At 54.4% G+C, this 13,009-nt stretch carries 10 protein-coding genes; 9 read left to right on the top strand and 1 reads right to left on the bottom strand.

The window, feature by feature from the left end:
• Positions 1-1,422 precede the first annotated feature (1,422 nt).
• From I6F24_RS17930 to I6F24_RS17895, 8 genes are all read left to right on the top strand, one after another.
• Entirely contained in the window at positions 1,423-2,340 is a 918-nt protein-coding gene (locus I6F24_RS17930; RefSeq protein ID WP_225148868.1) for a glycosyltransferase family 2 protein, read from the top strand.
• A 106-nt stretch (positions 2,341-2,446) separates the two neighbouring features.
• The gene (locus I6F24_RS17925) at positions 2,447-4,021 is read left to right on the top strand and encodes a hypothetical protein (protein ID WP_225148867.1); all 1,575 of its coding nucleotides are present in this window, start codon (positions 2,447-2,449) and stop codon (positions 4,019-4,021) included.
• Between the two features lie 111 nt (positions 4,022-4,132).
• Complete coding sequence (locus tag I6F24_RS17920) at positions 4,133-5,449, top strand: hypothetical protein (protein WP_225148866.1); 1,317 nt, start codon at positions 4,133-4,135, stop codon at positions 5,447-5,449.
• Positions 5,446-6,795: a hypothetical protein gene (locus I6F24_RS17915; RefSeq protein ID WP_225148865.1), complete on the top strand. Its 1,350-nt coding sequence runs from the start codon at positions 5,446-5,448 to the stop codon at positions 6,793-6,795. Before I6F24_RS17920 ends, I6F24_RS17915 begins: the two co-directional genes overlap by 4 nt.
• Before the next feature lie 30 nt (positions 6,796-6,825).
• The gene (locus I6F24_RS17910; RefSeq protein ID WP_225148864.1) at positions 6,826-8,001 is read left to right on the top strand and encodes a glycosyltransferase family 4 protein; all 1,176 of its coding nucleotides are present in this window, start codon (positions 6,826-6,828) and stop codon (positions 7,999-8,001) included.
• 101 nt (positions 8,002-8,102) lie between these two features.
• Positions 8,103-9,272 carry a glycosyltransferase gene (locus I6F24_RS17905; protein ID WP_225148863.1) on the top strand — a complete coding sequence of 390 codons (1,170 nt, stop codon included), beginning with the start codon at positions 8,103-8,105 and terminating at the stop codon, positions 9,270-9,272.
• A complete protein-coding gene (locus I6F24_RS37775; RefSeq protein ID WP_346656911.1) occupies positions 9,257-9,850 on the top strand; it encodes a putative colanic acid biosynthesis acetyltransferase in 594 nt (197 codons plus the stop codon). Before I6F24_RS17905 ends, I6F24_RS37775 begins: the two co-directional genes overlap by 16 nt.
• A gap of 20 nt (positions 9,851-9,870) precedes the next feature.
• Positions 9,871-10,581, top strand: a complete 711-nt coding sequence (locus I6F24_RS17895; RefSeq protein WP_225148862.1) for a class I SAM-dependent methyltransferase — start codon at positions 9,871-9,873, stop codon at positions 10,579-10,581.
• Between the two features lie 33 nt (positions 10,582-10,614).
• Here I6F24_RS17895 and I6F24_RS17890 read toward each other — a convergent pair whose 3' ends face one another.
• A complete protein-coding gene (locus tag I6F24_RS17890) occupies positions 10,615-11,517 on the bottom strand; it encodes a class I SAM-dependent methyltransferase (RefSeq protein WP_225148861.1) in 903 nt (300 codons plus the stop codon).
• 698 nt (positions 11,518-12,215) lie between these two features.
• On the opposite strand from I6F24_RS17890, the gene I6F24_RS17885 reads away from it, so the two are divergent.
• The gene (locus I6F24_RS17885) at positions 12,216-12,830 is read left to right on the top strand and encodes a hypothetical protein (RefSeq protein ID WP_225148860.1); all 615 of its coding nucleotides are present in this window, start codon (positions 12,216-12,218) and stop codon (positions 12,828-12,830) included.
• Positions 12,831-13,009: the final 179 nt, after the last annotated feature.

The following is a 13,009-nucleotide window of genomic DNA, read 5'->3' as shown; positions in this document are numbered from 1 at the left end:
CGGTAGTCCAAAGGCCGTTGGATGGATCCGGCTAGGCAACGCGTCCAAGGCATAAAGATGGTTCGATTGCCTGAATTTTTTAGGTAGTTGATGCGTATCTTAGAGGTGCAGGCATCGAGTGCTTGGCCAACTGCCGCGCCGGTGCATCACGGATCACACGGCAGCTTTGCGGAGCGAGTGCTTTACCTTGAACTGTTCGATCGGTTCGGTTCGGGCGGTATTTGGGTAGGAACGAGAATCGGGCGCAGACCGAGCGGCTCGGGTGGCGAGCTGATTGCTCCCGTGGCTGCCGAGCTTGTTCAGGACGAGGGTGCCGGGCTGAAGGGGAACAGAAGAACCTTTTCGATGTAGATACGAAAGCTCCATACCATCGATCGAGTCTTTGACGCATTATCGCGTGTCAATCCGGTGGAGCGGATCGCCGGGGAAAATCTGGTATTCCAGCGGCCGTTGGAACGTGGGTGAAGTGATTGCCCGCCCGGCCGCAGATCCGCAAAAGAGGCACGTCACTTCAGGTCCAGGTTTCGTTGATGAAGACCAGCCGCTTAGCCTTCAATGCGAATTGGAGGTTGTGGGCTCTGGGCTCGCCGCCCGCCTCGAGGTTCATCGCGTTCGCCGGCTACCATGCCTTTTGAATCTGAGCTTCTCGACATGCACGAAGTCCCTTGCGGAATGGTTGTCGACCTTGGAAGCCGTTGGCGAGCTCGGCAACGAACCTTTATCTGGTGAAATCGTGGTCCTTGATCCGGTGGGACAGCCAAATCGCGTGGTCCGCCGAGGCGCCTTCGGCTTGTGACCGCCCATCTGGCCAAGGCAATGCTTCCGCCATCCTCAAGACGCTGCATCGAGCCGATTGTCGCGCTGATCGCCACTCCGAACCGTTTGGCCGTCTCATGAGCGGACATCGGGGCTCGATCGCGGCAACGCACGCTTACGACGATCTAGAGAATAAGACTTGGCCATTCATGCTGGCCCCAATCCAGCCAGCATGGCGCTGATGTGAGGATCCAAGTGGACCTGACCCCACCCGCTTCAGAACTAGAATTAATCTTGAGGATATTTTGGGCTTGTTAGCGATATCGATCCTAGTTTAGCACTTCTCCTTGCAGATGTCTTTTCGTCTCCAATCAGACTACGTAATTCCGAAGGTCATGAAGGTTTTGTTCTGAATTGGTATGACCTTTGCAGATGCATCGGAGCCAAATCGTTCATAGACCGACTAAGTTAATGAGTTTGGAAAGCTCAAGAGCATGAACCGTGCACTAATGTGCGAAACCGCGGGCTATCGTTAAGCGTCTCAAAGCTGAAGTTTCTCGGTCCGCGGTGTGGAACTTAAATTCCCAGAGTTTTCCGAAACAACCACCGATGCCTTCGAACTGCAGATTACGCATTTGAAGCGGCGGCCGTCGAAGAGATGAGATAGTGATCTCGATTATTGTACTCACCTACAATGAAGAGCGGCACCTTGCTCGAGCGCTCAAATCTGTGGCGCCTATCGCGCATGAGGTCTTCGTCGTTGACTCGTTTTCCTCCGATCGGACCCTTGAGATCGCTCGTGCCAACGGAGCGCACGTTTACCAGCATAAGTTCATAAACCAGGCGAAGCAATTCCAGTGGGCATTGGAGAATTTGCCGATCACTGGAAGCTGGGTGATGCGGCTTGATGCTGATGAAGTCTTAGGAGCCGATCTTGCAGCAGAGATCAGTTCGCAGCTTCGATCGCTGCCAGCTGAGGTCACGGGACTAACGCTAAGACGCAGGCACATCTTCCTGGGGCGCTGGATTCGCTATGGTGGCCGCTATCCGCTGATCCTCTTGCGGATTTGGCGGCGGGGATCTGCGCGAATTGAAGATCGCTGGATGGACGAGCATATCGTTCTGACTAGCGGCAGGTCTCAGCCACTCTATGGCGAGTTTTCAGACTATAACCTGTTCAGCATTTCCGAGTTCATCGAGAAGCACAACCGCTACGCGACCCGAGAAGCCGTCGATATATTGAACGACCGCTACAACCTCTTCCACTCGGACAACGCAATAACGTCCGGGAATCTCTCCCTTCAGGCTGCAGCTAAGCGTTTCTTGAAGATCCGCATCTACAACGCGCTGCCTTTCTGGATCAGCGCGACGCTCTATTTTCTCTATCGATACATCATTCGACTAGGATTCCTCGACGGCACGCAAGGTCTGATCTATCACTTTATGCAAGGCTACTGGTATAGGATGCTAGTGGGCTCGAAGGTCTTCGAGTTGGAACAAAGATTGCTGCCGGTCACCAGCAGGGATGAAATGCTGGTGAGACTTGAAACATTCACTGGTCTGCAATTGCGGGGCGGGAGCTGATCTCGATGCGCCCAGGGCCCGGATTGCTGCAGTCTCTGTCGGAGCGGCGCCGAGGGGCCGCAAGCCATAGGAGCTCCGTTCCGAAAATCTCGCTGGGAAGGTGCGCATGACAATAGCAGTTCGCTACACGCTACCCGGGTCGTGCACCAGACGCGTGGCCAGCGTTGCGCTGGTTCGCCTCTGCGCGATGGCGCTGGTCATGGCGAGCCTGATGAATGTGAGTGCTGCGCAGTCCACTCAACCCTCGATAAAATTGCCGATTGCATTTGCCGGGTTCACTGATGATCCGCGGCTAGCACCTCTCGCAACTGAATTTTCGGCTGGTACACCTGCCTTCGATTCAGCGTCGGTTGCGTACTTTCGGCTCGGGTCTGCAATTGTCACGCAAGCATCCGGATCCTACTCGATTCGCCGGGACTTTGGAGACCGAGTGGTTGAGGCGGTTAACCGCGACATATTTTCAGATGGCAACCATTGGGATGGGAAGTGGGACACCAGTCAGATGATCGACGATCGCATCGTAATCGATGCGAGAGATCGCGCTTATACTATCATCACGCCGCGATACTCGAATCTTGATCATGCCGTTTTGCTTTACTCACTGGACGGTATGCGCACCTGGAGAGCTCTACCATTACGCGGGAGGGCGGCCGTCATGGAAGTGCCGGACGGCTTCAATTCTCACGCCGGACCTCCGGCAGTTCTAAGCCACGAAAACTACGGCACGAGAGCTGGCAAGCAGCTATGGCTCGAGCATTTCCACTATGATTCATCCGGAGTTCTAGTTCCCGACTTTCCTGCTCAACTGGTGACGAGCGACAGCTTGCTTGTGATCAACCATTCAGGAGGGGCAAATTCGCTCATAACTCTCGGAAGCAAAATCTTCATTGTCTACCCAAGCGCGACTCCCAAAGCGCCCGGAGAGCCGGGCACGATGGTATACATTCGAGAGTTCGACCTCGTCGGCCGGCGTTTCACTAGTGATTCAAAATACCTTGGCCTGTCGGGCGACATCAGTCCGGTGCGCAATCTAATCCATGGGCCAGATCCCCACAACATCCCGGCCATTACGGCCGACAGGCGCGGCATTCTGTACGTTATCTTCGGCGCGCATCAGGGACTGTTCAAGTTAACGATGTCAAGCTCACCTGCGACTATACAAGCGGGCTGGACGGATCCTGAGGCCTTCGGTGAAATCGAATCAAACAAGAAGTACGGCAGATACTCTTATGTTTCGGCCCTGATGGATACTGAGCAGAACCTGCATGTATTTGCTCGAGCTGAAGGGGACTTTTATCACTACCAGCTTGTTCAATTGATGAAGCCATTCGAACAGCCGTTCAAGCGTTGGCCGGGCGGATTGATGCACCGCGTGATCGTGGAGCCCGGGCGTAGCTATTACGCCGCGTGGAGACAAAGAGCTGCGCTCGACCGATCCGGAAATCTCTATCTCCACTTCAAGTACTGGCCTAACGAGCTTACCGAGGCTGAAGCCAGTTCACTTCGCCTCAAGGGCTCTGGCAAGAGTTGCCGAGCTGAGAGATGCTTCTATGCTCAAGCCCCGTTCCTCTATCCGACTACCTTGCGCTCAACGGATCATGGCGAGAGCTTTGCGCTCTTCGAGCATGGTCATTCGGCACAGGCCGATTCGCAGTCGAGTGAAGCAACGGACGCGAACTAAGATCCGCGAGACATCTTATCTCTTGCTGACGGAAATGACGGCACGGTGATCATGAGGACTTCGCTTGGTCGCCCAACCGGTCGAGTTTTGCTGGGAGTCGCAGCAAATGCCGTGGGCAAGGCATGGGTCCTGCTCATTCAGCTGGCTTCCGTGCCGATTCTCGTCTCCTCATGGGGAGCCTCCGGCTACGGTGTCTGGCTTATGTTGACGGCCATACCGACTTACGTCGCGCTCAGCGATCTCGGTTTTGGAACTGCCGGAGGCGTCAGTATGATCCGCCGCGTGGCCGCGGGAAATCTTCCTGCCGCTCTCCGTGCTTTCCAGAGTGTTTGGTTGTTCGTTAGTCTGATCTCAGCTGCGATTTGGGGCCTTTCTTCCGGGTTGTGGTTGGTCTCCAAGGACTTTCCGGCGTGGGCCGCCTGGCATGATGAGCGCCTACCCGCTGCAGCACTCCTGTTGACTACATACTCGTTGGTCGTTCTGCAGATGAATGTGGTGAATATGGCCTTTAGGAGCATTGGCCACTACGCCCGAGGCACGTTTCTCCTGGACATAGTTTCACCAGTCGAGCAAGCAAGTGTTCTGGCTGTTGCAAGCGTTGGCGGAGGGTATGTCGCGTGCGCAGCGGCAATGCTGGTCGTGCGGGTCATCGGATTTATTTTTTACTATGCGATGTTACGAAGAACAGCTGCATGGATTCACTTTGGTTGGACCGAAGCTCGAGCGTCGGAGGTTCGGTCGCTGGCAAATTCCGCAATGGCGGCACTAAGCCTGCCGGTATCATCGGCTCTCAGCATTCAAGGATCCATTTTCTTCGTTGGGTTGGCTATTTCGCCCGCGGCCGCGGCTGTCCTCGGTACTATCCGGATGATGGCGAGGGTGCCGCTGCAAGTCGTTGGCCTATTGACACGCGCAACACTTCCGGAAATTACCGCGTCGGAAGCGCGCAATGACAAGCCGTACGTGGACAGACTCGTCTACATCAATCTTACTGCCCTCCTTTTGGTCACCATACCTTCTGCGGCTGCGCTGATCGTGGCGGGGGACCAGCTACTGTTCTGGCTGGGGCGCGGGCAAATGCAGGCTAGCATAGTTTTATTCGCAGTTCTCACGGGCAACATGATCCTAAGCACCTTGTGGGGAACAGTCGGTTCTTTCCTACTCGCGATGAATCAGCAACAAAGGTTTGCTGCAATTTATGCAGCTACGTCAGTTATAACCGCCGGCTTGGTGTATTTGGCTGCAAGTAACTTTGGGCTCGAAGCTGCGGCCATCGCCTTGCTCCCCTTGGATGCCATCATGACGTTCACCGTCATTCACCACTGGTTTCGTGGGCATCGGCAGTACGACTTTGCCGAACACATGAGGGTAACCTGGCAATTCGCGCGGGCCATGAGCATCAGGCTGGTTCCGAGGCAAAGCTCATGAACGATGTGTTCGTAATGCTGGGTTTCCTCGTGATCTTTTTGCTCACGATTGTCGAGTTGCGTACAATTCGGTTGGACGCTTTGGGCTTCTCGGACGGCATTTTGATTGGAGCCGTCTATTATGTGCTGATCCCCCTTCTTGTTGTGCTGTTTACCGACAATTTGAGTGAACCTACCCTCCACATCGCCAGCTACGATCCCTATGCCGATCTTTCAACGACGCTCAATTTGTATCTTGGGCTTTTGGTTGTTCTACTGTTTCACGTCATCGCCCGACTTGCACCCCGAAGGCGCGCGCAAGCCCGACCGCCCCCGATCGAGCGCAACTCCTTTCGGATATTCCTATTCATACTGATCCTTTTGGAGGTAACGAATTTCTTCCTGTCCGGGAAGGGAAGCGGAGGACATTGGGCAGAAAACGCCGCAACGGCGCTTTCACAAAGCCCAGTCGCAATCTTCAGTCTGGGCATCCAGAATTGCTTGCGCACGAGTGTTTTTGGTTACCTGATCTACCAGGTTAGCGTGCTCGGAATGCCCAGGCGGAGCGCGGTATTAATCGGCGGACTAGTCGTTATTCTCGATGTGGCCTTAACCTTCAATCGAATTACGGTCGCCTATTTCATAATGATGATTGCGTTACTGTTCCGCGATCGACTAGTTCTATTTGGATCGGGGTTGGTGATAGTGGCTCCGACGGTGACATTTATGAGCTCTGTGTGGGCCGTTTTCAGAGGGCTGGCCCTCTCGCGTGGTGTAAGTGTGGAGAACATTCTCATTGCTCTGCAGACCGCCAGCTTCACCTCGCAAGCTGGAACAGAAGGAGGGATTTCGAGGGTCTTGAATGCGTTCGCCGAAGCCTCCAACATCCTCGTGTTTAAATTCCTGGTTGAAAATGTCCCCGATCACTTTCCTCCTTTGTGGGGGCAGACCTTCGTGCTCAAGTCATTCTCGTTCTTCATTCCGTCCACGATCTGGGAGGACAAGCCGAAGACGTTCGGAACTTATCTTGGGTATTATATGGAATCCACTCAGCAGTTGACCCTCAATTCAACGCTGTTTGGGGAAGCATATGGGAATTTTCACTATTTTTGGCCGCTCGCACTTATTGTGATGCTGCTGTTCTTGGAGGTCTTGTTCCGACGCGCCGCCAGATTTTCATCGGCATACGGTTTCTTCGCGACCTTCATTGCAATTGCGCTGTGGCGTTTCGATATGACATTCGCATTCATCTCGATTGTTGCAATTGCGGTCCTGTATATTGGAACGGAGTTCTGCAGCCTGCTCCTGGCCTCGAACCGCAGGAAGCGCCCCGCCCCCATTATCAATCAACGGCCGTCGGCACGATGAACCAGTTGCACGAAGCAATGGATTGTTGAAATGAGCACCATCAATGCAGACGGATTGTCGAGACGTGTCGCGCTAATTTACGCATTTTTTCCTCACTATCGCGCCCCTGTTATGCGCGCTCTGGCGCGGAGCTCTCGATATCAGTTTCAATTCTGGGGATCGGTCGAGAAGGTAGAAGGCATCGAGCCATGTCCTCAGGACGAGTTGGTTCGGATAAACCCGCTGATATATCGAAACACGCGCTTCGGATGGCGGATCCACGGGTACTGGAAGCCGGTACTGAGCCGCGACACTAAGGCGTTGATTGTGCTCGGAAATCCGAACCTGCTGGATACCTGGCTTATCGCTTTGGTCGGTCGAGCGCTCGGCAAGAAGGTTCTATTCTGGACGCACGGATGGCTTCGCAAGGAGCCGCGGTTCAAGGCTTTCGTGAGAAACGTTTACTTCGCTTTGGCTCATCGAGTGCTCACTTATGGGGAGCGTGCTCGAATGATCGCTTCTCGATCGGGATTCCCGGCTGAGAGGATTGCCCCTATCTATAATTCGCTTGATTGGGCCAAGGCTCGCGCTGTGGTGAGCGAGCTCAAGCATAGGGATTCTTCCTCTGCTAGTCGGCTAACGCGCGCTGAGACAGAACCTTCCGTTCTGATCTGTACTGCTCGCCTGACCAAGCTTTGCCGCTTTGACTTGCTGTTGCAGGCTATGGAGATGCTGAAAACTCGTTGCGTACCGACGCGCCTTGTGCTGGTGGGGGACGGTCCTGAACGCAATGCTCTGCAGGAGCAGGCGGAACGTCTGCAACTCGACGTGACATTTGTCGGCGCACTTTACGACGAGCAAAGGCTTGGAGAGCTTCTGTATGCTGCGGACATAACTGTCTCACCTGGAAAGGTTGGTCTCACCGCGGTTCATAGTCTCATGTATGGGACGCCAGTCATTACCCATGGTAATGCCGATGCACAGATGCCTGAAGTGGAGGCAGTTGTGCCGGGTTCAACCGGTCTGTTTTTTCAGGAGGGAAGCGCGGAAGATCTGGCCGCCAAGATCGAGACCTGGTTGAGCGCCGAGCGCGATCGAGATGACGTGCGGGCCAGATGCCGAATGATGATTGAAACGAAGTATAATCCCGAAACTCAACGGCAATTGATTGAGAACGCGTTGGACAACGTTCTTAACGTGACCACGCCCCAGACCGTGAACTCTTAGTGCGTTCTGATAGATCGGTTGCCCATTAAAGTCATTATAGGCGTAAGCAGTAGTGTCGTTGAAGCCGCTTGGGCAGCGCGGCCACATTGAAAAGAGCTCGAATGCGTATTCTGCATATCATCGCATCCGCAGATCCGAAGACCGGAGGTGTCATCGAAGGGGTTCTGCAGACCTCGCGGATCATGAGTCGTTTTGGTGCCGAGTCCGAAATAGTGTGCTTCGATACCCCGGGCTCCGACTGGCTGAACAATGCCGACGTCACCATTCATGCACTTGGGCGCTTGACATCCTTCTACGAGTACGCGCCGGCGGCCATACCGTGGTTTCGAAAGCATCTCAGCAGCTATGATGTCGTCATCGTAAACGGCCTGTGGAACTACTCGGCTCTCGCCGCATCCGTGGCCTTGAGGGCCCGCCACGTTCCATACTTTGTGTTTCCGCATGGAATGATGGACCCGTGGTTTCGGAAACGGTATCCCCTGAAACATCGCGTGAAGCAACTGTCATGGTTCTTTAGCGAGGGGCCGCTTCTCGCCAATGCAAACGCGGTGTTGTTCACGACCGATGAGGAGCGGCGACTGGCTCGAGGCGAGTTCTTGTGCCAGAAATATCGTGAGCTCGTTGTAGGCTACGGAACTACCCGTCCTTCCCATATTGAAAGTTTGGACGGAAACAACTTTCGCAAACGACTCCCTGCACTCGGCAGTCGGCGCTTTCTTTTGTTCTTGGGTCGTATCCATCCGAAGAAAGGTTGTGATCTCTTGCTGTCCGCCTTTGCGTCAATATCGGATGAATATCGCGAAGTCGATTTGGTCATTGCGGGCCCCGATCAAGTCGGGCTTCAACGCGAATTGATGCAGATGGCCGAAGCCCGTGGAATAGCCGATCGCATTCATTGGCCGGGAGTTCTTCTAGGCGATGCCAAATGGGAAGCGTACCGCGCCGCCGACGCGTTCATCCTGCCGTCGCATCAGGAGAACTTTGGAATCGTGGTCGCGGAGGCGTTAGCGTGCGACACGCCGGTTTTGATAACAAACAAGGTCAACATCTGGCGTGAGGTACAAGATAGCGCTGCCGGGCTGGTCGACGATGACAACGAAGCAGGAATAACCCGGCTGCTTGTGAGGTATCTGAATCTGCCGTCTCAAGAGGTCCATGCCATGCGTAGCTCGGCGCGGCGATGTTTCGATACTCACTTCGATGCCGTTTCGGTAAGTCGAACGCTGGTTGATATTGTTTCGGAAGCGGTGGCGACATGTCGGAAATCCTGAAAGCAGTCGAAACAAATCCTCGCGAGGGTGGCGCGACTTTCACGCTGAGGAACCGACTTGAGCGACTAGTTTGGAGTGTCGTTTGGAATGGAGTCGGAATGTGGACTCCGGTTCCCTTTCACGCGTGGCGCAGGGCTTTAGTGCGAGCATTTGGCGGCAAAATCGCCCCTACCGCGAAGATCTACCCGGGAGTGAGAGTCTGGCATCCGCGCAATCTCGAACTTCAACCATTCTCCTGCCTCGGACGCGGCGTGAACTGCTATTCTATGGATCGAATCGTGCTTGAGCCCTATGCCCTGGTGTCGCAGGGGGCTCATCTGTGTTGCGGTTCGCACGATGTCGATGATCCAAACTTCCAGCTGTTCGCCGCAGCGATCCGTGTGGGGCGAAATGCCTGGATAGCGGCCGAAGCATTTGTCGGGCCGGGAGTCGTTGTTGGCGAGGGGGCTATCCTGGGAGCGCGGGCTGTAACACTCAAAAGTTTGCGGCCATGGACAATCTATGCAGGAAATCCTGCCCGGCCATTGAGGGTGCGACATCGCTTTAGAGATTCCAGGCGGGTTGAGGGGGACAGTTAATGTACGATCACAGACAATCATTGAAGGAAGTCGTCAGACATGCCTTGTTTCGATGCGGTCTGATCGAAGCTTGGGACAAGGTCAGAAACCGTCGCGGCCGGTTCACTGCCTATATGCAGTCGAAGGATATGGGGGAGGTCTTTTCTCAGATCTACACCAAGAATGTCTGGGTGGAAGCGAATGGCCAGGACAGCCTGTCGGGGGTTGGGTCTACTGCGCACGCAGCCGAGAAGGTAGTTCAGAGCTTGTCAGCCTTCTTGCGACAAATCGAGTGCCGTCAGCTCGTCGACATCGGGTGTGGCGATTTCAATTGGATGCAGACGGTGAAGGGAGATTTCAACTATCTCGGTATTGATATCGTGCCTGACGTGATTCAGGCGAACATAGCGAAGTTCGGAGACGAACGCCGACGCTTCGTGTGTATGGATGCAACGCGAAACTCAATTGAACGAGGCGATGTTGCCATCTGCCGAGAAGTGTTGTTTCATCTCTCGTTTGTGGATGCTCAGGGCTTGATTGCCAATATCAAAGCTGCCGGCTTCAAGTACATCATTCTCACTTCCGACAAATCGATCTGGTTCAACTCCGATATTCGCAATGGCGATTTCAGGAGAATAAACCTTGAGCGGGCTCCTTTCAATTTTCCGAGCCCCTTCCAGGAATTGACCGACGACAGGGTCGCTCAAGGCAGAGTGTTGGCCATTTGGCGCGCAGACGCGTTGCCCGGCTGATTTGCACCTCTGCAAGTTCATCGCTGATGTGCGCTAGATCTTCTGCAATTTTACCCAAAGCGAGGCTCCCATTTTTTCGCGCTGACGATAGGCTGCGAGCCAATGGGGCAGCCGCGCAGGAATGCTCGAAAGCATCACGGCAATCTCGAGGAGTTTTCGTGCATTGCCGCGTCGCATGCGTCTAACTAGCCCAGAAGAGCTGGCTGGAAGTTCCTGAGCCCTCCTGAGATGGCTGTAGCGAATGTCCATCGGGAGAAACACGGAAAAGCTGAAGGGTTCGATTTCAATTTCCACAAGACGTAGCCCATGCCGCGAGCTGATCTTAGCGAACGCCTCGCCGGTCCACCGCGAAACGTGGTTTGGTGGCATATCTAGCAGCGATCCGTGGGCTTCCTGATAGTTAGTCCTGTTGATGTTGGGCACGGCGATAAAGACTTGTCCGCCTGGTCGCAGGAGAACGCTGAGGCGCTCGAATAGGGCCTCTAGGTCAGCCATGTGCTCCACTACCTGAAACATGAAGATGAAATCGAACTCCGCTCTCTTGTTCGCGAAATCTTCCGATCTCAGATCGCTCGCGATCGCCGCGTAGCCCCTGCTGCGAAGCTCGGCAATTGCGCCGTCGTTGTACTCAATGGCAACGATATTCGCAGGCGAAAAACCGGCCCGACAAAGTTGATCAAGGAAGAACCCGTAGCCTGCCCCTACCTCGAGCGCCGTTTTCGACGACAGGTCAGGTGAGCGTACGGCATCGATCGTCCGCGCGAATTCCCACTTCATGCGAGGGTAGCTGACGCTCGGATAGGCCAAGTTATAGAACCGCGCGTCGCCCGAGACGAACGGCCACGCGAAACCGAAGCCGCATTCCCGACAGATGCGGATCTCACAGTCCTTGCCAGACCACAGATCGGATATGTGAGACGTTAATTCGACGTTCACCTGTGGATTTCCTTCTCTTGGGACGAAATGCTGGGCTGCTCTCGACGCGGAGACGTGCATTCTTTTTTGGGTGGAGCTAGACGTGCATATGGGACAATCCATAGGTGATCACTCCAATCAAAGAATACACGCTAGCGGATTTGGCTCGATCCCTCAGTATTGTCGATTGGACTCTCGAGATTAAGGTTGATCGGAGAGTCCGCGCACGAAATGGGTCGTGGCGTACGCTGGGATCGGGTCGAGTTTGTTGCGGGTACGCTCAATCTCCTGCCTGGCTGGGAGGCTAAGATGCGGTATGTGGAAATGAACTGAACTCGCAGGGTTGGTGGCCCAACATCGTCGCAGAGACTCTATCGCAAAGTGCTCGTATTCCCGATCCATCAGGCAATGTGTAGCAAAATATTGCCCGTCCTGAGGTGGGAGTGGCGGCGAAGCCAATTTGGCTGGCGCCAAACTGGTGCTGGAAAATAAAGGGGGCGGCGCCAGCGGGGCTTCGCAAGCCCGAAATGGCAGCCCTCCAAATCTATTCCCTAGAGGCCGACCAATCGTCGGCCAATATCTCATGGTAAACGATCTAACTAGAGAAAAAACTCGAAAATGCTCTTTTTTGATTGAATCTGCAAACGATTGACAATAGGTTCCAAGCATTAACAGAGTATTACTGTTACTTCAAGTTCACATTGTGTGAGGAGCTATCTATGACGACGACCCCATTGGTTGGCACGAGCGGCGATGACAAGCTTGTTGGCGGCGCAGGTCAGAATGTGTCTGGCGGCGACGGTAACGATACTATCATTGGAGGATCGGGCCACAATATTGTCTTGACCGGCGGTGCAGGCAACGACACGATTATTGCAGGCGCCGACGGCGCCATTATCCACGATAACCTAGGCAACAATACCGCAATCGGCGGCGCGGGAAACGACAACATCTCGTTGGGCGCAGGCAATGATACCGTGCGAGCTGGAGCCGGAAATGATTTCATTGCCGGCGGCGATGGCAACGACAACCTCGGCGGTGGCGCTGGCGCTGACTTGTTCTACTACGATTTCTCTAGTGGCAAGCACACGGGGGGTGACAAGCTGGTAGACTTTGTGGCCGATGAGGACAAGATCGTCCTTAACGACTACAATGGCCAAGATATTACCCTTCATTCCGTGGCCGACTTCCAGAACTTCATTCACGATCTTCTAAACGATTCCAGCAGCGTTACTCTGGCGCGTGCTGTCGGAAATGATCTCGCCATTAATCTTGATGGCAAGAGTTCTATCCTGCTCATCGGTCATGCAGACTGGTTGAATGGCGTGACCTGAGGCGCGGCGTCGGCAGCTGTATTGAGAAGTTCACGTGCCAGTACTGTTGTACTGGCACGTGAGGTTTGTAATAGCGTCGAGAGTGGGTTCACGGCTCATTTTACGTCATTAACGCACCCCTGAAGAAGGCCGGACTTCCAGGGGCAATTTGTTGTAGAGCGGTTTTTTTCACCGGTGAA

The organism is Bradyrhizobium sp. BRP23, from assembly GCF_020194135.1.
GTDB lineage: Bacteria > Pseudomonadota > Alphaproteobacteria > Rhizobiales > Xanthobacteraceae > Bradyrhizobium > Bradyrhizobium yuanmingense.
Note: the sequence above shows the minus strand (reverse complement) of the source record. Positions and strands in the feature narration are given on the sequence as shown.

Bases quoted from the DNA above. Each gene is read 5' to 3' on its own strand.
- I6F24_RS17910 (WP_225148864.1), top strand. From the start codon at position 6,826: ATGAGCACCATCAATGCAGACGGATTGTCGAGACGTGTCGCGCTAATT.
- I6F24_RS17925 (WP_225148867.1), top strand. From the start codon at position 2,447: ATGACAATAGCAGTTCGCTACACGCTACCCGGGTCGTGCACCAGACGC.
- I6F24_RS37775 (WP_346656911.1), top strand. From the start codon at position 9,257: ATGTCGGAAATCCTGAAAGCAGTCGAAACAAATCCTCGCGAGGGTGGC.
- I6F24_RS17915 (WP_225148865.1), top strand. From the start codon at position 5,446: ATGAACGATGTGTTCGTAATGCTGGGTTTCCTCGTGATCTTTTTGCTC.
- I6F24_RS17905 (WP_225148863.1), top strand. From the start codon at position 8,103: ATGCGTATTCTGCATATCATCGCATCCGCAGATCCGAAGACCGGAGGT.
- I6F24_RS17885 (WP_225148860.1), top strand. From the start codon at position 12,216: ATGACGACGACCCCATTGGTTGGCACGAGCGGCGATGACAAGCTTGTT.